At 69.4% G+C, this 26,623-nt stretch carries 33 protein-coding genes; 24 read left to right on the forward strand and 9 right to left on the reverse strand.

Annotated elements, in window-relative coordinates; translation table 11 throughout:
* The first annotated feature begins 6 nt into the window (after positions 1–6).
* Genes ABD648_RS19910 through ABD648_RS19945 form a run of 8 tightly spaced genes read left to right on the forward strand, consistent with a single transcriptional unit; the run spans position 7 to position 4,937 of the window.
* A complete protein-coding gene (locus ABD648_RS19910; protein ID WP_282216658.1) occupies positions 7–1,203 on the forward strand; it encodes a TadA family conjugal transfer-associated ATPase in 1,197 nt (398 codons plus the stop codon).
* A complete protein-coding gene (locus ABD648_RS19915) occupies positions 1,200–2,057 on the forward strand; it encodes a type II secretion system F family protein (RefSeq protein ID WP_282216659.1) in 858 nt (285 codons plus the stop codon). The genes ABD648_RS19910 and ABD648_RS19915 overlap by 4 nt, the downstream gene beginning before the upstream one ends.
* Positions 2,054–2,992: a type II secretion system F family protein gene (locus tag ABD648_RS19920; RefSeq protein WP_282216660.1), complete on the forward strand. Its 939-nt coding sequence runs from the start codon at positions 2,054–2,056 to the stop codon at positions 2,990–2,992. Before ABD648_RS19915 ends, ABD648_RS19920 begins: the two co-directional genes overlap by 4 nt.
* 20 nt (positions 2,993–3,012) lie before the next feature.
* Positions 3,013–3,240 carry a hypothetical protein gene (locus ABD648_RS19925; protein WP_282216661.1) on the forward strand — a complete coding sequence of 76 codons (228 nt, stop codon included), beginning with the start codon at positions 3,013–3,015 and terminating at the stop codon, positions 3,238–3,240.
* A gap of 1 nt (position 3,241) precedes the next feature.
* Positions 3,242–3,643 (forward strand): TadE/TadG family type IV pilus assembly protein, encoded by a 402-nt coding sequence (locus tag ABD648_RS19930; RefSeq protein ID WP_282216662.1) that lies wholly within the window; start codon positions 3,242–3,244, stop codon positions 3,641–3,643.
* Entirely contained in the window at positions 3,612–4,067 is a 456-nt protein-coding gene (locus ABD648_RS19935; protein WP_282216663.1) for a TadE family protein, read from the forward strand. The genes ABD648_RS19930 and ABD648_RS19935 overlap by 32 nt, the downstream gene beginning before the upstream one ends.
* Complete coding sequence (locus tag ABD648_RS19940) at positions 4,064–4,489, forward strand: pilus assembly protein TadG-related protein (protein ID WP_282216664.1); 426 nt, start codon at positions 4,064–4,066, stop codon at positions 4,487–4,489. Before ABD648_RS19935 ends, ABD648_RS19940 begins: the two co-directional genes overlap by 4 nt.
* A gap of 37 nt (positions 4,490–4,526) precedes the next feature.
* Positions 4,527–4,937: a hypothetical protein gene (locus tag ABD648_RS19945; protein ID WP_282216665.1), complete on the forward strand. Its 411-nt coding sequence runs from the start codon at positions 4,527–4,529 to the stop codon at positions 4,935–4,937.
* Here ABD648_RS19945 and ABD648_RS19950 read toward each other — a convergent pair.
* Positions 4,934–5,485, reverse strand: a complete 552-nt coding sequence (locus tag ABD648_RS19950; protein WP_282216666.1) for an NUDIX hydrolase — start codon at positions 5,483–5,485, stop codon at positions 4,934–4,936. The genes ABD648_RS19945 and ABD648_RS19950 overlap by 4 nt on opposite strands.
* A 5-nt stretch (positions 5,486–5,490) precedes the next feature.
* Positions 5,491–6,720 (reverse strand): MFS transporter, encoded by a 1,230-nt coding sequence (locus ABD648_RS19955; RefSeq protein WP_282217460.1) that lies wholly within the window; start codon positions 6,718–6,720, stop codon positions 5,491–5,493.
* A gap of 120 nt (positions 6,721–6,840) precedes the next feature.
* On the opposite strand from ABD648_RS19955, the gene prfB reads away from it, so the two are divergent.
* Positions 6,841–7,950, forward strand: a complete 1,110-nt coding sequence (gene prfB / locus ABD648_RS19960) for a peptide chain release factor 2 (protein WP_282216667.1) — start codon at positions 6,841–6,843, stop codon at positions 7,948–7,950.
* A gap of 57 nt (positions 7,951–8,007) precedes the next feature.
* Here prfB and ABD648_RS19965 read toward each other — a convergent pair whose 3' ends face one another.
* Both ABD648_RS19965 and ABD648_RS19970 read right to left on the reverse strand, forming a co-directional pair.
* A complete protein-coding gene (locus tag ABD648_RS19965; RefSeq protein WP_282216668.1) occupies positions 8,008–9,057 on the reverse strand; it encodes a DUF2510 domain-containing protein in 1,050 nt (349 codons plus the stop codon).
* A 34-nt stretch (positions 9,058–9,091) separates the two neighbouring features.
* Positions 9,092–10,411 (reverse strand): DUF2510 domain-containing protein, encoded by a 1,320-nt coding sequence (locus tag ABD648_RS19970; protein WP_282216669.1) that lies wholly within the window; start codon positions 10,409–10,411, stop codon positions 9,092–9,094.
* Between the two features lie 176 nt (positions 10,412–10,587).
* Between ABD648_RS19970 and ftsE the strand changes: the two genes are divergently transcribed.
* From ftsE to smpB, 3 genes are read left to right on the forward strand one after another with little or no spacing between them, the layout of a single operon-like run.
* Positions 10,588–11,685, forward strand: a complete 1,098-nt coding sequence (ftsE, locus tag ABD648_RS19975; RefSeq protein WP_282216670.1) for a cell division ATP-binding protein FtsE — start codon at positions 10,588–10,590, stop codon at positions 11,683–11,685.
* Positions 11,682–12,596 carry a permease-like cell division protein FtsX gene (ftsX, locus tag ABD648_RS19980; protein WP_282216671.1) on the forward strand — a complete coding sequence of 305 codons (915 nt, stop codon included), beginning with the start codon at positions 11,682–11,684 and terminating at the stop codon, positions 12,594–12,596. Before ftsE ends, ftsX begins: the two co-directional genes overlap by 4 nt.
* A 57-nt stretch (positions 12,597–12,653) precedes the next feature.
* Positions 12,654–13,130 carry an SsrA-binding protein SmpB gene (gene smpB / locus ABD648_RS19985; protein ID WP_282216672.1) on the forward strand — a complete coding sequence of 159 codons (477 nt, stop codon included), beginning with the start codon at positions 12,654–12,656 and terminating at the stop codon, positions 13,128–13,130.
* A gap of 26 nt (positions 13,131–13,156) precedes the next feature.
* On the opposite strand, the gene ABD648_RS19990 is transcribed toward smpB, so the two are convergent.
* Both ABD648_RS19990 and lexA read right to left on the reverse strand, forming a co-directional pair.
* A complete protein-coding gene (locus tag ABD648_RS19990; RefSeq protein ID WP_282216673.1) occupies positions 13,157–15,022 on the reverse strand; it encodes an alpha/beta hydrolase family protein in 1,866 nt (621 codons plus the stop codon).
* Between the two features lie 141 nt (positions 15,023–15,163).
* Positions 15,164–15,850 (reverse strand): transcriptional repressor LexA, encoded by a 687-nt coding sequence (gene lexA, locus ABD648_RS19995; protein WP_282216674.1) that lies wholly within the window; start codon positions 15,848–15,850, stop codon positions 15,164–15,166.
* Positions 15,851–16,138: 288 nt separating this feature from the next.
* Here lexA and ABD648_RS20000 point away from each other — a divergent pair, with 288 nt between their 5' ends.
* Genes ABD648_RS20000 through hisH form a run of 4 tightly spaced genes read left to right on the forward strand, consistent with a single transcriptional unit; the run spans position 16,139 to position 18,886 of the window.
* Entirely contained in the window at positions 16,139–16,519 is a 381-nt protein-coding gene (locus ABD648_RS20000) for a LysM peptidoglycan-binding domain-containing protein (RefSeq protein ID WP_282216675.1), read from the forward strand.
* A gap of 35 nt (positions 16,520–16,554) precedes the next feature.
* On the forward strand, positions 16,555–17,640 hold the full coding sequence (locus ABD648_RS20005) for a histidinol-phosphate transaminase (RefSeq protein ID WP_282216676.1): 1,086 nt from the start codon (positions 16,555–16,557) through the stop codon (positions 17,638–17,640).
* Positions 17,637–18,254, forward strand: coding sequence for an imidazoleglycerol-phosphate dehydratase HisB (gene hisB, locus ABD648_RS20010; protein ID WP_116636477.1), 618 nt, complete (start codon positions 17,637–17,639; stop codon positions 18,252–18,254). Before ABD648_RS20005 ends, hisB begins: the two co-directional genes overlap by 4 nt.
* Complete coding sequence (hisH, locus tag ABD648_RS20015) at positions 18,251–18,886, forward strand: imidazole glycerol phosphate synthase subunit HisH (protein WP_282216677.1); 636 nt, start codon at positions 18,251–18,253, stop codon at positions 18,884–18,886. The genes hisB and hisH overlap by 4 nt, the downstream gene beginning before the upstream one ends.
* Before the next feature lie 10 nt (positions 18,887–18,896).
* On the opposite strand, the gene ABD648_RS20020 is transcribed toward hisH, so the two are convergent.
* On the reverse strand, positions 18,897–20,318 hold the full coding sequence (locus ABD648_RS20020; protein ID WP_282216678.1) for a MinD/ParA family ATP-binding protein: 1,422 nt from the start codon (positions 20,316–20,318) through the stop codon (positions 18,897–18,899).
* Between the two features lie 139 nt (positions 20,319–20,457).
* On the opposite strand from ABD648_RS20020, the gene priA reads away from it, so the two are divergent.
* From priA to ABD648_RS20035, 3 genes are read left to right on the forward strand one after another with little or no spacing between them, the layout of a single operon-like run.
* Entirely contained in the window at positions 20,458–21,204 is a 747-nt protein-coding gene (gene priA, locus ABD648_RS20025) for a bifunctional 1-(5-phosphoribosyl)-5-((5-phosphoribosylamino)methylideneamino)imidazole-4-carboxamide isomerase/phosphoribosylanthranilate isomerase PriA (RefSeq protein ID WP_282216679.1), read from the forward strand.
* Positions 21,188–22,006: an SseB family protein gene (locus tag ABD648_RS20030; protein WP_282216680.1), complete on the forward strand. Its 819-nt coding sequence runs from the start codon at positions 21,188–21,190 to the stop codon at positions 22,004–22,006. The genes priA and ABD648_RS20030 overlap by 17 nt, the downstream gene beginning before the upstream one ends.
* 23 nt (positions 22,007–22,029) lie before the next feature.
* A complete protein-coding gene (locus ABD648_RS20035; RefSeq protein WP_282216681.1) occupies positions 22,030–22,422 on the forward strand; it encodes a hypothetical protein in 393 nt (130 codons plus the stop codon).
* 189 nt (positions 22,423–22,611) lie between these two features.
* On the opposite strand, the gene ABD648_RS20040 is transcribed toward ABD648_RS20035, so the two are convergent.
* Positions 22,612–23,010, reverse strand: a complete 399-nt coding sequence (locus ABD648_RS20040) for a DUF1844 domain-containing protein (RefSeq protein WP_282216682.1) — start codon at positions 23,008–23,010, stop codon at positions 22,612–22,614.
* 257 nt (positions 23,011–23,267) lie between these two features.
* Between ABD648_RS20040 and infC the strand changes: the two genes are divergently transcribed.
* The 3 genes from infC to rplT all read left to right on the forward strand — a co-directional run bounded on the left by infC (position 23,268) and on the right by rplT (position 24,581).
* Positions 23,268–23,894 carry a translation initiation factor IF-3 gene (gene infC, locus ABD648_RS20045; protein ID WP_282217461.1) on the forward strand — a complete coding sequence of 209 codons (627 nt, stop codon included), beginning with the start codon at positions 23,268–23,270 and terminating at the stop codon, positions 23,892–23,894.
* A gap of 71 nt (positions 23,895–23,965) precedes the next feature.
* Positions 23,966–24,160 carry a 50S ribosomal protein L35 gene (gene rpmI, locus ABD648_RS20050; protein ID WP_017828564.1) on the forward strand — a complete coding sequence of 65 codons (195 nt, stop codon included), beginning with the start codon at positions 23,966–23,968 and terminating at the stop codon, positions 24,158–24,160.
* A gap of 34 nt (positions 24,161–24,194) precedes the next feature.
* Positions 24,195–24,581: a 50S ribosomal protein L20 gene (gene rplT, locus ABD648_RS20055; RefSeq protein WP_029262486.1), complete on the forward strand. Its 387-nt coding sequence runs from the start codon at positions 24,195–24,197 to the stop codon at positions 24,579–24,581.
* Positions 24,582–24,589: 8 nt separating this feature from the next.
* Here rplT and ABD648_RS20060 read toward each other — a convergent pair whose 3' ends face one another.
* Entirely contained in the window at positions 24,590–25,042 is a 453-nt protein-coding gene (locus ABD648_RS20060; RefSeq protein WP_282216683.1) for a ribosomal maturation YjgA family protein, read from the reverse strand.
* Between the two features lie 57 nt (positions 25,043–25,099).
* Here ABD648_RS20060 and ABD648_RS20065 point away from each other — a divergent pair, with 57 nt between their 5' ends.
* Together ABD648_RS20065 and ABD648_RS20070 are read left to right on the forward strand one after the other, a co-directional pair.
* Positions 25,100–25,912: a TrmH family RNA methyltransferase gene (locus tag ABD648_RS20065; protein ID WP_282216684.1), complete on the forward strand. Its 813-nt coding sequence runs from the start codon at positions 25,100–25,102 to the stop codon at positions 25,910–25,912.
* A gap of 38 nt (positions 25,913–25,950) precedes the next feature.
* On the forward strand, positions 25,951–26,622 hold the full coding sequence (locus ABD648_RS20070; protein WP_282216685.1) for a response regulator transcription factor: 672 nt from the start codon (positions 25,951–25,953) through the stop codon (positions 26,620–26,622).
* The last annotated feature ends 1 nt before the right edge of the window (position 26,623 follow it).

The raw sequence follows: 26,623 nt of genomic DNA on the forward strand, positions 1-26,623 counted from the left end.
GCCGGGGTGAGTCATCCGTCTGCCCTCGTCACCGAACGCGTGCGATCGCGGTTGCGGGCCGAAGGGGTCGATCCGTCGGTGGATCCGGATGCGGCTCGGCGCATCGCCCAGTCCGAGGTGCGACGTCACGATGACCACGCGCTGGCGCGCGGCGAGGCCTTGATCGACGACGAGGTCGCATGCGTGCGCGACGTGCTCGCCGCGGTGAGTGGGATCGGACCGCTGCAGCCGTTCCTGGACGATCCCGACATCGAGGAGATCTGGGTGAACGGCGACGGCAACGTGCACGTCGCGCGCGGCGGAGTGGCGGAGCGCACGGGACTGCGGCTCGCCGATGCGACGGTGCGGGACCTGGTGGAGCGGATGCTGCAGCCCACCGGACGCCGGGTCGACATCAGCCAGCCCTTCGTCGACGCCTCTCTGCCCGACGGATCGCGTCTGCACGTGGCCATCGCCGACGTCGTGCGGGGGTCCTGGGCGGTGAACATCCGCAAGTTCCTCCCCGGCTACCGCACCCTCGACGCGCTGACGGCGCAGGGGGCGATGCCGGTCGCGATCGCTGCCCTGCTGCGCGACGCGATGCGGAACGGGCGGAGCGTGATCGTGTCCGGCGCGACTCACGCCGGCAAGACGACCCTCCTCGGTGCCCTGCTGGCATCCTGCGCGGATTCTCAGCGCATCGTCACGGTAGAGGAGACCTTCGAGCTCGCCGTCGAAGGCGCCGATCTCGTCGCGCTGCAGGGAAGACAGGCGAGCCTCGAGGGGACCGGCGAGATCACGCTGCGACGGCTCGTGAAAGAGGCACTGCGCATGCGCCCCGACCGGCTGGTCGTCGGCGAGGTGCGCGACGCCGAGGCGCTCGATCTCGTCCTCGCGCTCAACACGGGCGTTCCCGGAGCGGGGACCGTGCACGCGAACTCCGCGACCGAGGCCCTCGAGAAGCTCACGATCCTCCCACTGCTCGCCGGACGCAACATCGATCGCGCGTTCATCGCCCCCGCGCTCGCCGCGGCGGTCGACCTCGTCGTGCATTGCGCACGCGACGCGTCCGGCGAGCGGCGCGTGCAGGAGATCGTCGCTCCGACCGGTGAGGTCGTCGAGGGAAGGATCGTTACCCGCACGATCTACGACGCGGTGTCGCAGACGCACACCGCGCGTGCTTCGATTCGCGACGCCGTGCAGCGGAGCGGGGTCGCGTCATGACCGTCCTGATGGGCGCGCTGCTCGCCGCCGGCATCCTGCTGTGCCTGTCGCCATGGATGTGGCCGTCGCGTGACCCGGAGACGCCGGCCGTGCAAAAGGGACGCCTCGCACGCCTCCTGGAGGAGGCCGGCGCAGATGCCGTTGCTCCGCGGATCCTGATCGCCGTGATGTTCGCGGCAGCCCTGCTCGTCGCATCCGCCGTGTGGCTCCTCACCGGCATCCCCGCCCTGGCGATCCTCGCCGGTCTGGCCGCCGCAGCCGCGCCGGTGATGTGGTTGCGCGGGCGCCGATTGAGGCTGCGCCGCCTGCGTCGACAGCTGTGGCCGGATGTCTGCGACCTGCTGATCGCCGCGATCCGCGTCGGACTCTCCCTGCCCGATGCGGTGGCGAGCCTGGCCGAATCCTCGCCGGCGATGCTGCGTCCTGCGTTCATCGTGTTCGCGCGCGACCTCCGCGCCACGGGACGGTTCGAGACCAGCCTCGACCGACTGAAGTCGTCGCTGGCCGACCCGATCGGCGACAGGATCGCGGAGACGCTGCGCATGGCGCGCCAGGTCGGTGGCACCGAGTTGATCTCCGTGCTGCGGGCGCTCTCGGCCTCGGTGCGGGCCGACGCCGCGCTGCGGGGAGAGGTGGAAGCGCGTCAGTCCTGGATCCGTGGTGCTGCGGTGCTGGGGGCGATCGCACCGTGGGTCGTGCTCGGCCTCCTGGTCATGAGGCCGGAGGGTGCCTCGGCCTACGGCACGCCGGAGGGCATCATCGTGATCTGTGTCGGTGCCGCCGTCTCGGTCCTCGCCTTCCGGATCATGATCCGGATCGGCAGGCTGCCGGAGCCTCGGAGATGGTTCGGATGAGCGCGCCCTCGGTTCTCGCGACCGCGGTCCTGATCGGCGGCACCTTCGCCGTGGGACTGCTGTGCATCCTCGCGTCGCTTCCCCGCTGGCGGGCCGCTTCGCTCACCGTGCGCATCGCGCCGTATGTGCGCGACGTCGTCGCCGACGAGGACATGCCGCGTGCGCTGCTTCCCGGCACGGGGATGCTTCCGGCGGGAGGCCGGAGTCTGTGGCAGCGCGCTGAGCAGGGCTTCGAGCGGATGCTGGGCGGCGGCGACATCCTCCGGCAGCGCTTGGCACAGGCAGGCGTACGTACCGACCCCGTCGCGTTCCGCGGCCGTCAGCTGGGCTGGCTGCTCGCGGGGATCGGTGCAGGAGCCCTCGCCGTGATCGCCCTGGCCCTTGCCGGCAGGATGTCCGTGCCCGTCATCGCCATCCCGATCCTCACCGGTGCGACAGCCGCCGTCGGCTACGACATGCAGCTCTCCGCGCGAGCGAAGGCCCGCCGCGCTCGGCTCACGGACGAGCTGCCCACGACCCTCGAGTTCCTCGCCCTGTGCCTGTCGGCCGGAGAGGGCTTCCTCGATGCGCTGCGGCGAGTCGCTGCCGTCGGCTCGGGGGCGCTAACCGCAGAGCTGCGTCAGGTGGTTCTCGCGGCGGGAACGGGTTCTCCCCTCGCCGACGCGTTGAGCGAGATGGCGAGCCGCCTGCAGCTCCCTGGGCTCACGCGCGCCGTGGACCAGGTCATCGCCGCGCTCGAGCACGGTGCGCCGCTCGCCGGCGTCCTGCACGCACAGGCGGGCGACGCCCGCGAGGACGCGAAGCGCACACTCATCGAGCAGGCGGGGCGCAAGGAGATCCTGATGCTCCTGCCGCTGGTGTTCCTCATCCTCCCGTTGTCGGTGCTCTTCGCGATCTACCCGGGACTCTTCATCCTCCGGCTCGGCATCGGCTGACCGACCACGAAAGGACGACCATGACGACACGCTTGCACGAACTCCGACGACACGACCACCTGACCCGCTGGTGGCGCGAGGCGAGAGGCTGGACCCGTGACCTCGCGGAGGACGAGCGCGGAGACGTGCCCGGCTGGGTGCTGGTCACGCTGATGACAGCCGGATTAGTCGTGCTGATCTGGGCAGTCGCGGGTCCTGCGCTCACCGCGCTGTTCGAGCAGGCGATCCAGCGGGTGTCCGGTCTCTGAGATGCATGCCCCTCGCGTGCTGCACGACGAGCGCGGTTCGAGCCCGGTCGAGTTCGTGCTGGTGGGCACCCTCCTCACTGTGCTCACGCTGGCGGTGCTGCAGCTCGCGTTGGCCGTGTACGTCCGCAACGTCGTGCACGATGCGGCGGTCGAGGGGGCCTATCACGCCGCGCTTGCCGACACGAGCCTGGAAGAGGGCGCGGAGCGCTCGCGGTTTGTGATCACCAGAGCGATCGGCGCATCGTATGCCGAGGACGTCGTCGTCGGAACCTCCGACGCGCTCGGACACGAGACCATCGATGTGCGCATCCGCACGTCGCTCCCGGTGGTGGGTCTCATCGGGGTCCCCTACGCGATGGAGGTGGAAGCGCATGCACCGGTGGAGAGCCTGGGCGACGAATGACGAAGGGTCTGCCGCGCTCGAGTTCATCACCGTCGGCGTCATCCTGCTCGTCCCGCTCGTCTACCTCGTGATCGCTCTGGGCACGATCCAGGAGCAGACGCTCGGTGCGGAAGCGGCCGCGCGCCACACAGCCCGCGCGATCGCGATAGCACCGGACGCTACCTCGGCGGCAGAGAACGGAGAGGCCGTACTCGCGGGGATCATCGAGGAGTACGGCCTCGACCCGGAAGCGATCGACGTGTCGCTCTCGTGTTCACCCGCCGGCGTCGATTGTCCGTCAGCCGGGGCCACGCTCATCGTGACCGTCGCCGCTCGGGTGCGACTGCCCCTCGTGCCCCCGGTCTTCGGCCTGGATCGCGCGGCTTCCGTCACGGTACAGGCAGAGGCTGTGCAGAAGGTTTCCCGGCTGTGGGGTGCGGAATGACCACCGGTCGCGCTCGCCACGGGGAAGAGGAGGGGAGCGTCCTGCTCCTCACGCTCGGCTACGTGCTCCTGGCGGTGACGGTCGTCTTCGTGTGCGTGTGCGCCACCGACCTGTACATCGCCCAGAAGCGGCTGGACGCGCTCGCCGATTCAGCCGCGCTCGCGGGAGCCGACGGGTTCACTCTCCAGGTGAGCGGTGACGACGTTCGAGCGGAGCTGACGGATGCCGGGGTGCAGGAACAGGCGTCCGCTCTCGTGGCCGCGCTCCCCGGAGATGCCGCGCTCGCCGCGGCAGGCACACCCGATGGTGTCTCGGCTCGCGTCACGGTGACGACGACGTGGCATCCGCCGCTCCTGTCGCCCTTCGTGCCGGACGGAGTGGCGCTGGAATCGACTGCGACGAGCCGTACGGCGCTCGAGTGAGTCTTCCGGTCACGGCTCCATCGGCACAAGATGAGATATGGCTCCCCGCGTCCTCGCCCTCGTATCCTCCACGTCGTGCCTTTTGCTGGCGCTCGCGCTGGTCGCCTGCACGTCGCCGGAACCCGAACCCGCTCCGACGCCCGAGATCACGCTGAGCCCGGACGACGTGATGGGTGAATGGGAGTCGGAGGTGACCGACGAAGCACGGCTGAGAATCCAGGCGGACGGCACCTTCGCCATGGGCGGTCTGTGCGTGGTCTCCGGAACATGGACTGTCGAGGGCAACGATGTCGAGGCGACATCCCTGAGCATCCCCGGCATTGGCGGTTGCCCCGACGTCTTCGCTCTGGATCGCGCCGGCATCACGTCGTTCGAACTGCTCGACCGCGATGAGTTGCGCGTCCTCGACGTCGGGGGCGCTCACGCCACGTTCCACCGCGCGGACTAGCGCTGCGATCGCAACCGTTCGAGCAGTCCCGCCAGCCGCGGCTCGAGCTGCGCCGGCACCTCGGCGGGTAGTGCGTCGACAGGCCACCAGCGCACATCCTCGGACTCGTCGCTCACGGTCAGCGCGAGCTGGGGGTCGACGATCACCGCGATCCCGATGTCGAGATGGGAGGCGCAGCGTCCGAACGAGGATGAGAGCCCGTGGTGATCCAGGTCGTAGGCCAGGGGAGAGGTCGGCACGGCCGTCTCGATGCCCGTCTCCTCGCGCAACTCGCGCAGCGCGGCGTCCACGATCGACGCGTCACCGTCTTCCGCGTGCCCTCCCGGCTGCACCCAGAACCGACCCTTGCCGTGGAAGACGAGCAGGGTCTGCGTGAGCGTCTCGTCGAACACGACGCACGAGGCGGTCGCATGGTCGGGGCCGGACTCCCGCCGCACGGGCCCGTCGTCGTCGGAGAAGAACGAGGCGAAGTCCTCCTGCGCCGCGCGATCCCGCTCCGACCTCGGCAGGAACTCGGCGACCAGCCGATGCACGTCTGCGGACAGCATCCGGCTCATTCGTTCTCCGTCTCCGGTCGCGCGCGCGGCACGAACCTCGGGATCCAGCGCAGGAATCCGGCAGCACCGAGAAGACTGATGACGCCCATGGCTGCGGCGGCGAACGGCAGAGCCGACACCGCGGTGATCGCGGCGACCAGCAGCGGAGCGATCGCTCCGCCGGCATCCGTCAGAGTCCTCCAGGAGCCGAGGAACGCCGCGGGCTCGCGCTTCGGCGCGACGTCGGCGCCGAGAGTCAACAGGATGCCGCTCGACAGTCCGTTCCCCACGCCGAGCACGCCCGCGAACAGGCCGAACCAGAGCACCGACGCGTCGAGGTCGTGCGTGAACGACATCGCGAGGAACCCCGCACCCATCAGCACCATCGCCGGCATCGCCGCCCACAGGCGGCCGAAGCGGTCCATCACCTGGCCGCTCGCGTAGAAGAGGGCGAAGTCGATCGCGCCGGAGACGCCGACCACGATCGCGATGGTCGTGGCGTCCAGCCCGAGCGACAGGCCCCACAGAGGAAGTACGACCTGCCGTGCCGACCGCACCGCCGACAGCGAGGCAGCCGCCAGTCCGAGGCGGCCGAGCACAGCCCGCTGCCGCCACATCGTCTGGAAGATGCCCGCGCGCTCGATCGTCGGGATCGATCCGCTGACCGGCTCGCCGGAGTCCTCGGCGTACCGCACCTGCGTGATCGCCGGGATCGTCTTCTCGGGATCGGGTCCGAACAGCACGAGCAGCACCATGGCGACCAGGCAGCCCAGGAAGAACCAGATCGCGGCCTGCTCGTTGCCGAAGAGCTGCAGGAGGCCTGCGGCGATGAACGGGCCGATGAAGATGCCCAGACGGAAGCTCCCGCCCAGCAGCGACAGCGAACGCGCTCGGAACGCCACGGGCACGCGCGTGGTCATGAACGCGTGCCGCGCGAGACCGAACGCGGCAGCGCACATCCCGAGGAGGAAGACGGATGCCGTGAGCACGCCGAGCGACGGGGCGAGCACCATGCCGACCGCGGCGAGGATCGCGATCACCCCGGCGATCACCATCGTGAACCTCTCGCCGATGCGCCCTACGGCCCATCCGGCGGGGAGATTGCCGCACAGCTGTCCGATCACGAGGGCGGACGCGACGAGCGCCGCGAACGCGACATCCGCTCCCATCGATGCGGCGATCACCGGGATGAGCGGGATGACCGCGCCCTCGCCCACCGCGAAGAGGATCGTCGGCAGGTACACCATCGGCCCGAACTGTCGAAGGACGGTCGATGCACTGCTCACGCACTCACGCTACCCCCGTCCGCGGATGCCGCGAGACGTGGCGTCCCCGCGCGAGCAGGTGGCACGTTAGGCTGAGGTGTCATGCTCGAACTAGATCTCTCCGCCGAAATCCAGGCGCTCAGGCACACCTTCGGCGACATCAGCGAGGTCGTCGATGTCTCCCACCTCCGCGACGAGATCGCGAGGCTCAGCGAGGAAGCCGGCGCCCCCGACCTCTGGGACGACACCGAGCGCGCGCAGAAGGTGACCAGCGCCCTCAGCCACCGCCAGTCCGAGCTCGCCCGGATCACCGGCATCGCCTCGCGGCTCGACGACCTCGAGGTGCTCATCGGGCTCGCCAACGAGATGGGTGACGAGGAATCCGCGCTGGAGGCCCGCACCGAGCTCGCCGCGCTCACCGACGTCATCAACCAGCTCGAGGTGCAGACGCTCCTCGACGGCGAATACGACGAGCGCTCCGCCATCATCACGATCCGCTCGGGAGCCGGCGGCGACGACGCCACCGACTTCGCCGAGATGCTCATGCGCATGTACCTGCGCTGGGCCGAGCGCCACAAGTATCCCGTGAAGGTCATGGACACGTCCTACGCGGAGGGTGCGGGCATCAAGTCCGCGACCTTCGAGATCGATGCGCCCTACGCGTTCGGCACGGTGTCGGTCGAGGCCGGCACACACCGTCTCGCCCGCATCAGCCCCTTCGGATCAGCCGACAAGCGCCAGACGTCGTTCGCCGCCGTCGAGGTCATTCCTCTGATGGAAGAGGCGACCGAGGTCGAGATCCCCGAGAACGACATCCGCGTGGACGTCTTCCGCTCGTCCGGCCCCGGTGGACAGTCGGTCAACACGACAGACTCCGCCGTGCGCCTCACGCACCTCCCGACCGGCATCGTCGTGTCGATGCAGAACGAGAAGTCGCAGATCCAGAACCGCGCGGCTGCCATGCGCGTGCTGCAGACCCGCCTCCTGCTGCTGCAGAAGGAACAGGAAGCGGCGAAGAAGAAGGAGCTCGCGGGCAACATCACCGCGAGCTGGGGCGACCAGATGCGCTCGTACTTCCTCTACGGCCAGCAGCTCGTCAAGGACCTCCGCACCGGGCAGGAGTCCGGAAACCCGGCCGCCGTGTTCGACGGCGACCTCGACGACTTCATCTCCGCCGGCATCCGCTGGCGCAAGCGCAAGATCGAGGACTGAGAGCACGAGAAAGGCCCCGGAGGAATCCGGGGCCTTTCTCGTGGACCGACGATCAGCTCAGCGGGCCGCGCCCTTGAGCGAGGTCGTCACGTCGTCGTAGCTGAAGATGATGCAGTGGACGGTGCGGTCGCGCCACCGCATCCACGAGCTCTTGGTCGGGGTGTACGGATAGAAGTCCAGTTCGGACTGCTCGTACGAGAGACCGACGAAGCCCTCGAACTCCGCGAGGCACGCGTCCCACGCCAGGTCGTAGAGGGCATCGTCGCCGGGGAAGTCGCCGTCAGGAACCTGGTGGATGAAGAAGACCTCGTCGGTGTGCGGCTGATCGCAGGGGACGACCGGCAGCTCGAAGATCTCCTCGTCCGGGTCGTACTCGACGAGGGGCATGCAGTCGCCGACCGCGAGCTCCGCGAAGGGCACCATCTCGGCGCCCTCGATCTCGGAGGGATCGGTCGTCCCCTCCGTCGAGTCATCGGCCGGCGGACGCTCGCTGGGCGTGGCGACCGGGACGGGATCCGCCCCCACGGTCGAATCGATTCCGAGCGCGAGGAGGGACACTCCGAGCGCAAGGACCGTGCCGAAGACGGTCACGCCCATGCCCGTGATCCCCGGCCACTTCGCCCCTCGGAGGAAGAGCGAGACGAGAGAGGTCAGGAACCCGAGTCCGAGCACGATCCAGCCGACGGTCGCGATCGGCGGCACGCACGCGAGAACGACGCCGAGCACCGCGACGGCGAGGCCGATGATTCCGAGCACGGAGATCCTGCGTGCCGGTGCCGGTGCCGGTGCCGGTGCCGGTGCCGGCGACGGGGCGGCGCCGGGGTATCCCGTCACCGCCGCCGCGGGGTATGCCGGAGCGGATGCCGCACCCGGATACCCGACCTGCGCCTGCACGGCGTACGGCGGCACGAACGGCTCAGGCTCGGCGGCGGCGCTCGACGCCACCGCCTCCGGTGCGACAGCTGTGGCGGGCGCCTCGGGTGCGACAGCTGCGGGCGGCGCCTCCGGTGCGACCTGCGCGGTGCGCACGTGAGCCGTCCACTGCTGCCCGTCCCACCACCGCAGGATTCCGGAACCGTCGTCGTACCAGCCCGCAGGTGTCGTCATCGATCTTTCCTGTTGTCTTTTCGGCGGTCGGCGATCAGCCGGCCGAGGGCTCCACCGTCACCCGTGCGACCTCCTGCAGGAGTTCGTCGGTGATGATGATGACGTACGACCCGCTCTGGGCGACGTCGAACGAGACCGTTCCCTGCGTCGTCTGTCCGGCGGGAAGCTCGCTGGACTCCAGAGTCGCATCGCCGAAGATGTCGTAGTCGCCCGGGGCACCCTCGGCCGTCTCGATGGAGAAGTAGAGCGGGTTGACGTAGGTCGTGCCGTCGAGCGTCTTCCATGTCAGATCGACGAGCAGGTAGCCGCCGTTGCTCGGGTCGAAGCCGGAGTCGTTCGTCGGGCTCCAGGTCGCGGAGTTCACCGTCACCTCGCCGGTGCCGGACATCTGCTGCACGGTCACGGGCTCGCCCATGCGGCCTTCGGCGACATCTGCGGGCGGCGCGCTCTCGTCGGTGCCCTCATCGGTGCCCGTGTCGGAGGTGGGGATCGGGTCCGGGATCGCGTCCTCGATCTCGTTCGCGAGTGCGAAGAGGAAGACGAAGCCCATGATGAAGGCGACGATCGCGCCGACGATGGAGACTCCGAGACCGGTGATGCCCGGCCACTTCTTGCCCTTGAGGAAGAGGGAGATGAGCGACACGATGAAGCCCGCGGCGAGGAGGATCCATGCGAACGGCAGCGTGAACGGGATGAAGGCGAGGATCAGGCCGAGAGCCGCGAGCCCGAGCCCGACGAGTCCGAGGACCGACATCTTCTTCGGGCCGGTCGGAGCAGGCGCCGCATACGGCGCAGACGCCGGGTATCCGCCGGCGGCATACGCCCCGGCGGAAGGGTAGGCGCCCCCGCTGGCCGGGTAGGCGCCGGGAGCAGCAGGATAGGCCGGAGCCGCGGATCCGGGATAGGCCGGTGCTCCGCTCTGCGAGATCGGAGGGACCGGCGGGACCGCCGCGGTCGAACCGGGGTACGGGGCGCCTCCCAGCGGAGTCGTGGGGGCGGTGGCGCCGGGGGCGGCGAAGGCCGCGGTCTGCGACGCATCATCGGCAGGAGCAGGCGACCAGGCCTGCGGGGGCTCGGGCGCGACGACTGCCTCCTCGACGGCCTCCGGCGCAGACGTGACGGCTGCGTGGTCGGGCGTCGCCGCGGTCTCGGCGGCGGGGACGTCGGCGGCGGGGGTCTCATCGACGGTGGGCGCATCGTCGACGGCGGGCGCTTCGGGCTCGGCCGGAACCTCGGGAGCGGCAGCCTCGGGAGCAGCAGGAGCCTCGGGAGCGAAGTGCTCCGTCCACTGCTGGCCGTCCCACCAGCGCTGGCGTCCGGATCCGTCGTCGTACCAACCGGCAGGTGTCGTCATGGTGTCCCCCTCGAAGTCCTCGGCGCGCGGAATCGCGTGTATCGCCACTCCATGTATAGCAGTGGAGGACGACGTCGATCAGGCCGACATCGTGCGGACGTTTCCGGATGGCAGCGTCCGCCGCGCGGGGTGTCGCTCGCGGCATGCCGAGAGGCGGCGCTTAGGCTCGTAGCGCCATGATTCGGTTCGAGAACGTCACGAAACACTACCGCGGGACGTCGAAGCCCGCGCTGTCCGGTGTCGACTTCGAAGTGCAGCGCGGGGAGTTCGTCTTCCTCGTCGGCGCCTCGGGTTCCGGCAAGTCCTCCTGTCTGAGGTTGATCCTGCGCGAGGACGTGCCCACATCGGGCCGCGTCGCCGTGCTCGGGCGCGATCTGCGTTCCCTTGCCAACGGGAAGGTGCCCTACTTCCGGCGTCACATCGGCTCGGTGTTCCAGGACTTCCGGCTCCTCCCGTCGAAGACGGTGTACCAGAACGTGGCGTTCACGCTGCAGGTGACCGGTTCTTCGCGCGGCTTCATCCAGCAGGCGGTTCCCGAGGCGCTCGCCCTCGTCGGGCTCGACGGCAAGCAGAAGCGGATGCCGCATGAGCTGTCCGGCGGTGAGCAGCAGCGCGTCGCGATCGCCCGTGCTCTCGTCAACCGGCCGCAGGTGCTGCTCGCCGATGAGCCCACCGGAAACCTCGACCCGGGGACCTCGGTCGACATCATGCAGCTGCTCGCCCGCATCAACGCCGGCGGCACCACCGTGCTGATGGCCACGCACGAGGCCGGCTTCGTCGACGCGATGCAGCGTCGCGTGATCGAGCTCAGCGACGGCGAGATGGTGCGCGACGAGGTGCACGGCGGTTACGGCGACACCTCGAACATCCCGCGGCTCGTGCCGGAGGAGGTGCGCGGCGCCGCGGCGGCCGCCGCTCTGACGGCCGTGCAGGAGGTGCAGCGGCAGACCGCCGACCTCTCCGTGGTCCGCGCCGCTCTCGCCGAGGAGCTCGACGCGCAGCGCAAGGCCGCGGCATCCGCTCCGGCCCCCGTCGCGCAGACCGCACCCGCCTTCACCCGGCCGACGGAACCCGGAGCGCAGAAGGCGGATGCCGTGGCCCCCGTCCCCTCGGACGAGGCGCGACGCGCACCGGTCGAGGAGCAGACGCCGGCCCCCGTCGGTCCGCGCACGCACCCGATCGTCCTCCCGCAGGTCGACGTCGCAGAGCTCGGCGTCGCCGATCGCCTCGGCCTGTCCGACGACGATGCCGAGGAAGTGGGCCCGACCTCATGAGAATCGGTCTGATCCTCACCGAGGCCCTGGGCGGCCTGCGGCGCAACATCTCCATGGTGATCTCCGTCGTGCTCGTCACGTTCGTGTCGCTGACCTTCGTCGGCGCGGCGATCCTGATGCAGTCGCAGATCGGCGTCATGCGCGGCTACTGGGCGGAGCGCGCCCAGGTCGCGGTGTACATGTGCTCGGCGGTCTCCGAAGCGGACACGTGCATCGACGGCACGGCCAGCGAAGAGCAGGTCGAGGCCGTCCGCGCGCAGCTGGAAGGCGAGGCCCTCGCTCCGCTGATCAGCTCGATGACCTTCGACACCAGGGAAGAGACGTACCAGAAGCTCGTCGACCAGCTCGGCGCTGATCAGGCGAGCGTGCTGACGCCCGACCAGGCGTTCGAGGTGTTCTTCGTCACGATGAAGGACCCCGGCCAGTCGCAGGTGCTCGCCGAAGCCTTCAGCGGCCAGGCGGGAGTCGAGCAGGTGCAGGACCAGCTCCAGTACCTCGAACCGCTCTTCTCCGCGCTGACCGTCGCGACCTACATCGCGGTCGGCATCGCTGTGCTGATGCTCATCGCGGCGACGCTGCTGATCGGCACGACGATCCGATTGTCGGCGTATGCGCGGCGGAAGGAGATCGGCATCATGCGCCTCGTCGGCGCCTCGAACCGCTTCATCCAGACGCCGTTCGTGCTTGAGGGCGTGTTCGCCGCCTTCCTCGGTTCCGCACTCGCCAGTGCGGCGGTGGTGGCCGGCGTGCACTTCGGCGTGAACGGGTATCTGCGCGGGCGCGTGCCCTTCATCACGACGTGGATCACGATGGGGGACGCCGCGCTGGTGGTGCCCGTCCTGATCGGCATCGGCGTGATCCTCGCCGCGCTCTCGGCCGGCTTCGCGATCCGTCGCTGGCTGCGCACCTGACGCCTCCTGCACCTGATGTAGGCTGGTGGGCTGGCCACAACAGAGAGCAGGAGCATCATGCCCAGGGAACGCGGGGAGAAGGTCGTCGCGACCAATCGTCGCGCACGTCACGACTACAACATCGAGAAGTCGTACGAGGCGGGAATGGTGCTCACCGGCACCGAGGTCAAGTCGCTGCGCCAGGGGCGCGCCAACCTCAGTGACGGCTACGCGTTCGTGAAGGGCAACGAGGTGTTCCTCGACTCCGTGCACATCCCGGAGTACTCGCAGGGGCACTGGACCAACCACTCCGCGAAGCGCATCCGCAAGCTGCTGCTGCATCGCGCGGAGATCGAGAAGATCGCCCACGCCGTCTCGGCCGGCGGCTACACGCTGATCCCGCTGAAGCTCTACTTCTCCGACGGTCGCGCCAAGGTCGAGATCGCTCTCGCCAAGGGCAAGCGCGAGTTCGACAAGCGGCAGACCCTGCGCGAGCGTCAGGACACGCGCGAGGCCGACCGGGCCATGCGTCTGCGCAACCGCGTCGGCGAGTAGTCGAGCGCCTCAGACGGCCCCGCGCTTCAGAGGCTCGGGGTGAAGGCGAACACCCGCCCAAGGAACGCCAGTTCGCGTTCCAGCGCGTTCACGATGGTCGTCCCGCTGCGGAACCCGTGCCCTTCGCCGGGATAGACGACGTATTCGTGATCGATGCCGTTGGCGGCGAGTGCGTCGCGGATCGCCTCCGACTGCGCGGGCGGCACCACGCGGTCGTCTCCGCCCTGCATCAGCATCACGGGAACGTCGATGCGTTCCGCGTGCGTGAGGGGTGAACGCTCGATGTAGAGAGCTTCGGCCTCCGGAAGCGGGCCGACGAGTCCGGTGATGTAGTGCTCCTCGAAGCCGTGCGAGTGCTCCGCGAGCATCCGGAGGTCCGCGACGCCGTAGCGGCTGATCCCGGCGGCGAACGTGCCTCCGCGCACCAGCGCCGAGAGGACGGTCCAGCCCCCTGCCGAGCTTCCGCGGATCGCGATGCGCGAGGGATCGGCGAGACCCGCGTCCGCGAGGCCCCGCGCGGCGGCGATCACGTCGTCGACGTCGACGACGCCCCACTGCCCGTGCAGGCGGTCGCGGTAGGCGCGACCGTAGCCGGTGGAGCCTCCGTAGTTGACGTCGAGCACGCCGATGCCGCGGCTCGTGTAGAAGGCGATCGCGGCGGACGCGGCGCCGGTGACGTGCGCCGTCGGACCCCCGTGCACGAAGACCACGTACGGAGGCAGCTCTCCCGCCGGCGCCGCGGCCTCGGGGTTGGCCGGCGCGTATGCGAACGCGTGCACCGGGCCATGGGCTCCCTCCACGAGGATCGGTGCGGCCGGCGGCATCCAGGCCGTGTCGACCGGTTCTCCGCCCGTCACGGCGACCGTCTCGCCGGAGTCCAGGTCGACGCACCAGACGCCGGGCGTCGTCGTCGAGCTGTTGCCGGAGAGCAGCACGCGCGAGCCGGACACGTCGTCGACGCTCACATGGCCGTCGCAGGGGACATCGAGTGTGCGGGTGGTGCCGTCAGCGGCGATCTCGACGACCTCATCGCGGCCGTTCGTACGCACGGCGACGATGCGGCCGTCGTCGAGGGGCTGGTACCAGCGGTTGCCGAGCACCCAGAGGCCGTAGCCGGTGTCGGCGTCGCTCGAAGTGATCGCCTCCGGAGTGTTCACACGCGCCAGCGGGTCCAGGGACAGACGCTGCAACTGCCAGCGGCCGGTCGGGTCGTCGGCGTAGAGCAGCTCGGTGTCGCTGAGCCATTCGGGCTGGAGGGCGGCGGTGGTCGAGACCGATGCGAACGACTGGTTCTCGATCGTCGTGACCGACAGGAGTGCACTCTCCCACGGCATCCGCACCCCGCTCCACTCGACCCACGCGATCCGTGCCCCATCGGGGGAGAGAGCGGGATGCACGAAGAACGCACTGCCCTGCACCAGGACGCCGATCGCCGTCGGATCGTCCGCCGCAGACCCGTCCGTCGGGATCTCCACGATCCCGCGGATCTGCGGATCTCCCCGAAGGTCCTCCCGCACGGCGAGAAGGCGCCCCTGCTGCAGGCTGAGCCCACCGTGCGATGGCCCCGCGGCGGTGAGCGGCATCGGCGCTGCACCGGGCACGAGCCGGTACACGCGCTGGTCGCCCGCGTCGACGAAGTACAGCGTGCCATCGGCATCCGCCGTCCAGGCACCGCCCCCGTACTCGTGCACGCGCGACCGCGCACTCCACGGCGCGGGGAGGATCACCGCGCCGCTCGAGCTGCGGACGGTCACGCGCCCTCCCTCGGCAGGGACCGACTCGCCCCACCAGATCTCCGAGCCGACGAACCGTGCGCCGTCGATGCGAGGAGCGGATGCCGCGACGGATGCGGCGGAGAAGGGGGAAGGCCAGGAACCGTACGGTGACGACATGTTTCGAGCCTAGGCGGCATGCGCTGCGGCGCGTGAGCTGTGCATGTCCGGGCACGCTGTGAAAGCGAAAGCCGCCCTTCTGAACGTCCAGGAGGGCGGCTTTCGTGGTCGTGATCGACGGATGCCGGTCGGCCATGCCGGTCAGACCGCGCGGAGCACCGCCACGACCTTGCCGAGCACGGTGGCCTCGTCGCCGAGGATGGGCTCGAACGCGGAGTTGCGGGGGAGCAGCCAGGTGTGCCCGTCGCGGCGGCGGAAGGTCTTCACCGTCGCCTCGTCGTCGAGCATGGCGGCGACGATCTCGCCGTTCTCCGCGCTGTTCTGCGCGCGGATGACGACCCAGTCGCCGTCGCAGATCGCCGCATCGATCATCGACTCGCCGGAGACCTTGAGCATGAAGAGGTCGCCCTTGCCCACGAGCTGGCGGGGGAGAGGGAAGATCTCCTCGACCTGCTGCTCCGCGGTGATGGGTACGCCCGCCGCGATCCGGCCGACGAGGGGGACGAGTGCGGCGTCACCGACGGGCGTGGCCACGTCTGCCGGGTTCTCGCCGCTCGTGCCGGGAAGGTCGATCAGCACCTCCATCGCGCGGGTCTTGCCGGGGTCGCGGCGCAGGTAGCCGCTCAGCTCGAGCTGACCGAGCTGGTGGGTCACGCTCGAGAGCGACTTGAGCCCGACCGCGTCGCCGATCTCGCGCATGCTCGGCGGGTAGCCGTGGTGGGCGATGGAGGTCTGGATGACCTCGAGGATCGCCATCTGCTTCGGGCTGAGGCTCTTCCGACGGCGCGTCCGAGGAGCCTCCTGCTCCGGGGCTGAGTTCTCGCTCATGATGCTCCTTCAGTACGCGATCCGACGTTCCTCTTCGAATGTCGGAGGCCCGTGGTGGGGTGTTCTTATCGAAACCGTATCCGAGTATCGGGCTGATCTGGAAGATCTGTTCGAGCGTGTCGGAAGATTCGGGGATCCGATTTCGAAGAACAGTTGACAGATGTTCGAACTCGAAGATATCTTCGGAACGTAGCTTCGCATTCACGGCTCCCGGCCGAGACGCGAATGCGAACGCTACGCCAACTTCACCGCCGGCCCAGCCGACGGGGACAGGGTAAGGAGCCCGACATGAGCAGCATCAGCATCAGCACCGCAGCGGTCATCCCGGCACGTCCGGCGACGCGGTCGCGGTTGCGACTGACCGCTCGTGGCCGTGGCGTCCTGCTGGCCGTCGCCGCGGTTCCGCTCGCGATCGGCATCGCGGTCGCAGCGATCAGTGGTGGTAGCGCCATCGCCGCGAGCGACGACACCGCAGGCAGCTTCGGCACGGCCGACTTCCAGACGGTGACGGTCCTCCCGGGCGATACGCTCTGGTCGATCGCGAACACGGTCGCCCCGACCGCCGACCCGCGCGATGTGATCGGCGAGATCAGCCGGCTCAACATGCTGCGCGGTGGAGCACTGCAGATCGGCCAGGAGCTCGCGATCCCGGCGCAGTACGCGGACTGACGTCACGCGGTGGGCACGCGGCCTAGCATGGAAGGGTGACTTCCTCACTCGACGCCCTCCCGCTCCGTGATGATCTGCGCGGGCTCACCCCGTACGGTGCGCCGCAGGCACCACTCCCGATCGCGCTGAACGTCAACGAGAATACGCATCCGGTTCCCGACGCCGTCGCGAGCGACATCCTCGACGACATCGCCGTCGCGCTCCGCGATGTGAACCGGTATCCGGATCGCGAGTTCACGACACTGCGAGAGGGATTCGCGGATTACCTCGGCCACGGTCTCACCCCGGATCAGATCTGGGCGGGCAACGGCTCCAACGAGGTTCTCCAGCACATCCTCCAGGCCTTCGGCGGCCCCGGACGCACGGCGTTCAGCTTCGCCCCGACGTACTCCATGTACCCGCTCATCTCACAGGGCACGGGTGCGCGCTGGATCGCCGGCACGCGCCAGCCCGACTACACGATCACGCCCGACGAGGCGGCGGAGCAGGTCCGTGCGGTGGACCCCGACGTGATTCTGCTGTGCTCGCCGAACAACCCGACGGGCACTCCGCTCGGACTCGACGTGATCGAAGCGGTGTACGAAGAGGCACGCGGCATCGTCGTCGTCGACGAGGCCTATCAGGAGTTCGCGCCGCGCGACGCGGCATCCGCTCTCACCCTGCTCGAGGGCCGTCCGCGCCTCGCCGTCTCGCGCACGATGAGCAAGGCGTTCGCGTTCGCCGGCGCCCGCGTGGGGTACCTCGCAGCGGATCCGGCCTTCATCGACGCGCTGCGCCTCGTGCGGCTGCCGTATCACCTCAGCGCCCTCACCCAGGCGGCCGCGGTCGCGGCACTGCGCAACTCCGACGTCATGCTCGGCATGGTCGAGGAGATCATCGAGCAGCGCGACCGCATCTCGGTGACGCTCGAGGCTCTGGGTTACACGCCTCACGAGTCCTGGTCGAACTTCGTGCTCTTCGGCGGCGTCGCCGACCCTCGTGCGACGTGGCAGCAGCTCTACGATCGAGGCGTGCTCATCCGCGACGTCGGGATCCCCGGCCACCTCCGCGTGACTGCCGGCACCGAGGCCGAGACGACCGCATTCCTCGACGCCCTCGCCTCGATAGGATCGGCTTCATGAGCACTCTCGCCCAGAACCCGCGCACCGCGAGCCGTGTGCGCAGCACGTCGGAGTCCACCGTCGAGCTCGAACTGAACCTCGACGGCACCGGTGCATCGCGCATCGACACCTCCGTGCCGTTCTTCGACCACATGCTCACCGCCTTCGCGAAGCACTCGCTGACCGACCTCACGGTCCGCGCATCGGGCGACACGAACATCGACGCGCACCACACCGTCGAAGACGTCTCCATCGTGCTCGGCCAGGCGATCCTGCAGGCACTTGGCGACAAGTCCGGCATCTCCCGCTACGGCGATGCGCTGGTCCCGCTCGATGAGGCTCTCGCGCAGGCCGTCGTCGACATCTCCGGACGCCCGTACCTCGTGCACGAGGGGGAGCCGGCAGGGTTCGAGCACCACCTCATCGGCGGGCACTTCACGGGATCGCTCGTGCGCCACGTGTTCGAGGCGATCGCCTTCAACGCCGCCCTGACGGTGCACGTCCGCGTGCTCGGAGGTCGCGACCCCCACCACATTGCCGAGGCGGAGTTCAAGGCCTTCGCCCGCGCGTTCCGGCAGGCCAAGGCCCTCGATCCGCTGGTCGACGGCGTGCCCTCGACCAAGGGCGCACTGTGAGCCGAGCGCCCAGGGTCGCCGTCTTCGACTACGAGTCGGGCAACGTCCACTCGGCCGTCAAAGCCCTCGTCGCCGCGGGCGCGGATGCCGTCCTCACACGCGATCGCAAGGAGTCGCTCGAGGCCGACGGGCTCCTGGTTCCAGGCGTCGGGGCGTTCCAGGCCGTGCGCGACGCGCTGCACGCGCATGGGGGAGACGAGATCATCGACCGTCGCCTCGCCGGTGGCCGACCGGTGCTCGGCATCTGCGTCGGCATGCAGGTGCTGTTCACGCACGGCGTCGAGCGCGGCCACGACACCGAAGGACTCGGCGAGTGGCCCGGTGCGGTCACCGAGCTCAACGCCCCGGTGCTGCCGCACATGGGCTGGAACACGGTCGAACCCGGTGCCGACAGCATCCTGTTCCGCGGAATCGAGCAGGAGCGCTTCTACTTCGTGCACTCGTACGCCGCGCAGTCCTGGGAACTCGACGTCATCCCGCCGTTCCCTCAGCCCGTGCTCACGTGGTCGACGTACGGCGACCCGTTCCTCGCCGCCGTGGAGAACGGTCCACTGTCGGCGACGCAGTTCCACCCCGAGAAGTCGGGCGAAGCCGGCATCCAGCTGCTGCGGAACTGGGTCGAAAGCCTCTGACGGCGACGGGTCAGAAGCCTCGGGCGACCGATGCTCCGGCGGCCAGCCAGGCGCGCTGGGTACGCTTCGCGAGTGCGCCGTAGCGCAGGTGCCCATCGACCATCTCGTGGTCGAACGGGATGCTGACGACGTCGCGGGCCAGCGCCCGATAGCCGCTCACGACGTGCTCGATGTCGGCCGCGGTCGCCTTGGGGTCGGCCTGGGAGACCACGACGACCGACTCCCGAGCGAGCCGCGCTGAACGCTCGTCGCGATCCTCGAGCGCCTCGAGGAGCAGTGCGCCGGCCTCGGCGTGATCGGCGCGCGTGGTCGTGGCGACCACCAGCTGATCCGCGTGGTCGATCATGCGGAGCCACATGGGATCGGATTCGTCGTTGCCCGAGTCGATGATGATCAGCCGGTAGAACTTCGCCGCCACGGCATGGATGGCGTCGACGTCGTCCGGACGCAGCCGGTTCTCGTGCGCGAGCCGGATGGGCTTCGAGCGCAGCACGTCGTACTTCTCCCGAGGCTGGTGGTGCATGAAATGCGCGAGGTCGGCAGATTGGGCGCCGGTGCCGAGCAGTCTTCCGGCTTCGGGGAGGAGCTCGAGCAGCGTGCGGTCGTGCGGTCCGGTGTCGGTGCGCCAGCCCAGTGTGCCGCGCGTCTGATTGTTGTCCCAGGCCAGGACGCCGGCGCCGCCATACCGCGCGAACACCGCGGAGAGCAGGATCGTCGTCGGTGTCTTGCCTGCGCCGCCCTTGCCGTTCACGACGGCGATGGTGCGCGGGCCGGGCCAGTGCTGGCTCACCGCGAGTTCGTCGTCGCGCGCCGACTGCTCCTCGGCCGAAGGGCGCACGCGGAACCCGAGCCGGCTCAGAACGCCGCGGGCTCCTTCGCGCGCCGGCTCTTCCGGGCGCTCCGTCTGGAGGAACGAGTTCCGCTCGCGCAGCTCACGGCGGGACACCGGTTCGACGACGGGCGCCGCACCGGGTGCCGGCGCGAAGACGGGATGGGGCGCGGCAGGAGGCACCGCGAAGGACGGCGCGGCCGGTGCCGGCGAGGCGGCGGGAGGTGCGGCGGGTGCCGGTGCGGCGGGCGCCGACGTGACGACCGGAGGTGCGGCAGGCGTGGAGGGGACGACCGGGGGTGCGGCCGGCGCAGGAGGCGTGGGCGTCGACGTGACCAGAGGAGGTGATGCGGGCGCCGGCGCGGCAGGCCTCGGCACGGTGTCCTCGGGGAACTGATCGTCGCGGTCCTCCGCCAGGCGCACCTCGCGGGCGGCGGCCCGTGTCCGTCGATACGGCGGCTGCGGCGCCGCGGCGGTCGTCGGCAGCGGCGGCACCGGGGGGACATCGGCCGGGAACAGCGGGACGGACTCGACGAGCGGCGGCTGATCCCCGCCCGCGGGCGGGGTCGCGGAGGGCGTGGCGTCTTCGTGCTGTCCGGACATGATCCCTCAGCCTAGCTCCTGCATTTCGCGCGCATTTCTCCGCATTTGGAGGCCGACCTCGGTCGCGGTACCCTCAGTTCTCGTGCGTCCGAGACGGGTGTGCCGGACCACGGATCTGAAATTCCGAGCTTAGGAACCCATGAACGACTTCGCGCAGTCCCCCTCGCTCACCCTTCTCCCCGCGGTCGATGTCGCCGGCGGCAAGGCGGTCCGTCTGACGCAGGGTGAGGCCGGCACGGAGACGAGCTATGGCGACCCGCTGGATGCGGCGGGGGAGTGGGTCTCCCAGGGCGCGCAGTGGATCCACCTCGTCGACCTCGACGCCGCCTTCGGACGCGGCAGCAACGCGCCGATCCTCCGCAAGGTCATCAAGCAGTTCAAGCACGTCAACGTCGAGCTCTCCGGCGGCATCCGCGACGACGCGACACTGGAGGCGGCGCTGGAGAGCGGTGCGACCCGCATCAACCTCGGCACCGCAGCGCTCGAGAATCCGGAGTGGGCTGCCGACGTGATCGGCCGCTACGGCGAGGCGATCGCGGTGGGCCTCGATGTGCGCGGCACGACGCTCGCCGCTCGTGGCTGGACGAAGGAGGGCGGTGACCTCTGGGAGGTGCTCGACCGCCTCGAGGATGCCGGGTGCAGCCGCTACGTCGTGACCGACGTCACCAAGGACGGCACCCTGCGCGGCCCGAACCTGGAGCTGCTGCGCGAGGTGGCCTCGCGCACGCCCAAGCCGGTCGTCGCCTCGGGCGGCATCTCGAATCTTGACGACATCGCCGCGCTCCGCGAGCTCGTGCCGCTCGGCATCGAGGGCGCGATCGTCGGCAAGGCGCTGTATGCCGGGGCGTTCACGCTGGCTGAGGCGCTGGATGTCGCAGGGGACTGACGACGCCTGCGGGCACGGTGACCACGGTCACGATGCCGCAGCCCCCGGGAACACGGGCGACTCCGCCGGTGTGCCTTGGGAGGGGCGAAGCTTCGAGTCGAATCCGCACACAGACGACGACGGGTCCGCGGATCCGGCGCTGCTCGACGCGCTGCTGCGCTTCCGCGCCGGAGACGGGTCGCAGGTCGAGGTCGTCGACGCGTTCCGCTCCGCACGCGTGCTGATCCCTCTGGTCGCCGAGAAGGGCGACGAGGGCGTCGGCCCCACCGGTCTCACAGTCGACAAGACCCAGGAGCTCTCGATCGTCACGGTCGCCGCTCCTGACGGTCGCCGCGTGCAGCCGGTGTTCTCGTCGGTCGAGTCGATGCAGCGGTGGGATGCCGCGGCACGCCCGATCCCCGTGGAGGCGACGAGAGCGGCTCTCGCCGCATCCTCCGACGACACCGACCTCATCGTGCTCGACCCCACATCCGACACGGAGTTCGTCATCCGCCGCCCGGCTGTGTGGGCGATCGCGCAGGGACACGTGTGGGAGCCGAGCTTCCTCTCACCCGAGGTGTTCGGCGCTCTCCAGGAGAGTGTGGCGCACGAGCTCGCCGTGATCGACGTCGCGGTCGCCGCCGGTGACCCGGATGCGCGCCTGCGCGGTCCGGAGCTGATCGTGATCCTCGAACTCGTCGACGGTCTGGAGCGCGAGGTACTCGACGCCGTCCTTGCGCGGCTGGCACAGCGCTGGGCGTCCGACGATCGCATCGCGGTGCTCGCCGACTCCCTGACGGTGAAGCTGCGCCGCAGCGCCTGATCCGCTGTCGCTAGGGTGGCGTCATGCGCAGAGCGGCGACCGCGATCCTCACGGGGCTGCTCCTGGTGGCTCTTGCCGGCTGCGCGACCGCCTGCCCGGCGATCGGCTACATCAGCGTCCTGACGGTGGATGCCGGCGCCTACGGCGACGACGTCTTCGTGCAGCTGTGCGTCCCGGGCGGCTGCTCCGTCGGTCCCGAAGACACCGAGACTCCGTCCACGGACCCGACCGTCCCGTCCGTGGGCGAGGAGCTCGGCGATTTCCTCTTCCTGGCCGTTCCCGACGCCGTCACCGCGCGCGTCTTCGCCGCCGACGGCACACTCCTCGCCGAGAACGAGCACGAGATCGACTGGACTCACTCCACGGAGCAGTGCGGCGGCCCGTCCACCGCCGGCCTTCTCGTCCTCGAACCCTGATCCCGCAGCACCTCGTACTTCCCCGCCGCAGTCAACGGAGCGCCGTTCACGACGCGCAACCTGAGGGCGCAGCGATCCCGCCGGGAGCGAGCATCGGGAGGGGCCCGCGAAGCGGGAGGGACCCCGCTCTGCGAGCGAAGGCGGGAGCGCTGCGCCCGCCCCCGCAGAGCTCACAAAACCAAGAAAGCCTTAGTTGACCGGCCCCGTCCACTTCTCCCCGGGCCCCTTGCCGATCGGGTCGGGGATGGAGGAGGCTTCGCGGAAGGCGAGCTGCAGGGAACGGAGTCCGTCGCGCAGCGACCGCGCGTGCATGTCGCTGATCTCGGGGGCCCCCGCGGTGATGAGTCCGGCGAGGGCGTTGATGAGCTTGCGGGCCTCGTCGAGGTCGAGCTGGGCCGCCGCATCGGGGTCGTCGGCGAGGCCGAGCTTCACGGCTGCGGCGCTCATGAGGTGCACGGCCGCGGTGGTGATCACCTCGACGGCGGGGACGTCGGCGATGTCCCGGGTGGCCGATGACGCTGCCTCCTCCTGTCGTGCCCAGCGCTCTTCGCGCTCGCGTGCAGCCTCGTCCGGTACCTGGTTCGTCACTTCGCCTTGCCTTCTGTTAGACTTTGGCGGGCTCCGGAGCGTCATGCTCTGGAACGAAAGAGGATTCACTTCCCACCCGCGCTTGCCGTTCAAGGCTACCGGGTCTTGCACTCCACCGGTTCCGTCTGCACGACGGGGTCGGCAGGCAGGGTGCAGAGCCGGCGTCTGAATGCCGGTGGGTGGGGAGACGACTCCGATTTCGCCCGGGATGCACCTCGCGTCGCGGTGGCCGAATCACATCGTCTAAGGAGTTCCGCATCAGCGATCCCCGTACCAATGAGCGCATCCGCGTCCCCGAGGTCCGCCTCGTCGGCCCCGCGGGTGAGCAGATCGGTGTTGTCCGCATCGAGGCGGCACTGCGCCTGGCACAGGAAGCCGACCTCGATCTCGTCGAGGTGGCCCCCAACTCGAAGCCGCCCGTGGTCAAGATCATGGACTACGGCAAGTTCAAGTACGAGGCCGCCCAGAAGGAGAAGGAAGCTCGCCGCAACCAGGCGAACACCATCCTCAAGGAAGTCCGCTTCCGTCTGAAGATCGAGGCGCACGACTACATAACCAAGCTCAAGCGCGCCGAGGGCTTCCTCAAGGCCGGCGACAAGGTCAAGGCCATGATCCTGTTCCGCGGTCGCGAGCAGTCGCGCCCGGAGCAGGGTGTGCGACTTCTGCGCAAGTTCGCGGAAGACGTCGCCGAGCTCGGAACGGTCGAGTCCAACCCGACCATCGACGGTCGCAACATGGTCATGATCGTCGCCCCGCTGAAGAGCAAGTCCGAGGCGAAGCAGGAGCAGAACGCCGTCCGCGACGCGCAGCGCGCAGCGAACAAGCAGGCTGCCCGCGAGGCCAAGACCGAGACCGACGTCCCGGCCGAGGCTTCGGCGGAGTGATCCGCCCCCAGAACTCCCGCACCGCGGGTTGACACCGTCGCCTGATAAGGCGCCATACGAAGGAAGAGAAGATGCCGAAGCAGAAGACCCACTCGGGTGCTAAGAAGCGCTTCAAGATCACCGGCAGCGGCAAGCTGAAGAAGCAGCAGGCCGGGATGCGCCACAACCTCGAGCACAAGTCGAGCCGTCGCACCCGTCGTCTGAACCAGGACCAGGTGCTCTCGAAGGCTGACACCAAGGTCGCGAAGAAGCTTCTCGGCCGCTGATCGCGCCCGAACGCACGAATAGGAACACAGGAAAATGGCAAGAGTCAAGCGGGCAGTAAACGCCCACAAGAAGCGCCGGGTCATCCTCGAGCGCGCAAAGGGTTACCGCGGTCAGCGTTCGCGCCTCTACCGCAAGGCCAAAGAGCAGGTCATCCACTCCCTGGTCTACTCGTACCGTGACCGTCGCAAGCGCAAGGGCGACTTCCGTCGTCTCTGGATCCAGCGCATCAACGCTGCGGCGCGCCAGAACGGCATCACGTACAACCGCTTCATCCAGGGCCTCGGCCTCGCGGGTGTCACGGTCGACCGTCGCATGCTCGCCGACCTCGCGGTCAACGACGCGGCGACGTTCACGACGCTGGTCGAGACGGCGAAGAAGGCTCTGCCCTCCGACGTCAACGCACCGAAGTCGGCTGCGTAAGCATCTGTTCAGACAGGGCGCTCTCCTTCGGGAGGGCGCCCTGTTGTTTTTCCGGATGCGGCGCCGATGATGACTCGCGTGCTGACGATGTCGATGACGGATGCCGCGGCGACGGCCGCGGCGTAGACGACGATGTCCCGTGCATCGAAGCCGGATCCGAGGACGAGTTCGATCGGCGGGAACACCACCGCCGCTTCTCGCGGCAGCGCGGTGAGCTGCAGCAGCTCGACACCGGTGCACACCGCGAAAGCGAACACCGCGACCACCGGACGACGCGCTCGCGGTGCGACCAGCGCGACGAGAAGATAGATGAGCACGGCGTAGAGGGCGTCGCCGGTGACGTCGCCGATCGTTCCGCCGGCGCTGCGATGGATGAAGAGCCCGAGACCGACCGTCGCCGCGGCGAGGACCGCGAGAGCGACCCGCCGGCGGACGGGGGACGCCGGGGGATCGTTCGCCATGGACGCACCCTATCCCGATGGTGCGGGAAGCGGCCGTGCGCCTCCTAGACTGTGATCGTGCTGGAGAACCCCCGCTCCCCCCGAGTCCGCGCCGTGGCGAAGCTGACGAAACGCAGCGCGAGAACCGAGACGGGCCTGTTCCTTCTCGAAGGTCCGCAGGCCGTCCGTGAGGCGCTCACCTACCGCCCCGAGTCGATCGTCGAGCTGTTCGCGACCCCGAACGGCTGGGAGAAGCATCCCGACATCCGGGCGAAGGCCGGAGAGGCCGAGATCGACGTCGAGTACGTGACGGAGTACGTGCTCAACGCGATGGCCGACACGGTCACCCCGCAGGGTCTTGTCGCCGTGGTCCAGCAGACGCCCACCTCGGTGCGCGACATCTTCGCGGCGTTGCCGCGGCTCGTCGCGATCTGCGATGAGGTGCGCGACCCGGGCAATCTCGGGACCATCATCCGCGCCGCGGACGCCGCCGGTGCCGATGCCGTCGTGCTGACGGGCCGGACGGTCGATCCCTACAACCCGAAGGTGGTCCGCGCGACGACCGGTTCGCTCTTCCACCTCCCGGTGTCGGTCGCCGGCGACCTCGCCGATGTCGTGGAGCGCGCGCACGCCGCGGGGCTCCGCATTCTCGCCGCGGATGTGAAGGGCGACGACCTGCTGGAGGCGCGCGCCGACGGTCTGCTGGCCGAACCCACGGGATGGCTGTTCGGCAATGAGGCTCGGGGCCTGGAGGACGACGCCCTCGCCCTCGCCGACCGGGTGCTCAAGCTGCCCATCTTCGGACGGGCCGAATCGCTGAACCTCGCGACCGCTGCCAGCGTCTGCCTCTACGAGAGCGCTTTCGCCCAGCGGGCTTCCTCTCCGGGCTGACACGGTGGGCTGATGCGGGATCGTGGGGAGCAGAGTCGATGCGGATTCTGATCGTGGAGGATGACGAGCGCGTCGCTGCTGCGCTCGAGGCGTTCCTCGCGCGCTCGGGCTACGCCACCGTCCGGGCCCCTGACGGCGCTGCGGCTCTGGATCTCCTCGGGGTCGACACGGAGGTGGTGCTGCTGGATCTGGGTCTGCCGGATGTCGATGGAATCGATCTGTGCCGTCGCATCCGGGGTCGGTCCGACGTGCCGATCGTGATCGTCACGGCCCGCAACCAGGTCACCGAGCGCATCAAGGGACTCCGCGCCGGCGCCGACGACTTCGTCGTGAAGCCGTACGACGTGCACGAGCTCCTTGCCCGCATAGAAGCGGTGACGCGGCGCTCGCGCCCGATGCGCGCCGAGTCCGAGGCGCGCGTGCTGCTCGACGGCGGGGAGGTGCAGATCGATCTCGTGGCGCGGCAGGTGACGGTTGATGGCGGACCCATCGACCTCACCCGCAAGGAGTTCGACATCGTGGCCGTGCTCGCGCGGTATCCCGGTGTCGCCGTGCCGAAGGAGCGCCTCATCCGGGAGGTGTGGAACACCGACTGGCGAGGCTTCGGCCACTCGCTGGAGGTCCACGTCGGAGCGATCCGCCGGAAGACCGGAGACCGCCGCCTCATCGAGACAGTACGGGGCGTCGGCTATCGCCTCGCGGGGTCCTGAG

This window comes from Microbacterium luteolum (genome assembly GCF_039533965.1).
Lineage (GTDB): Bacteria > Actinomycetota > Actinomycetes > Actinomycetales > Microbacteriaceae > Microbacterium > Microbacterium luteolum.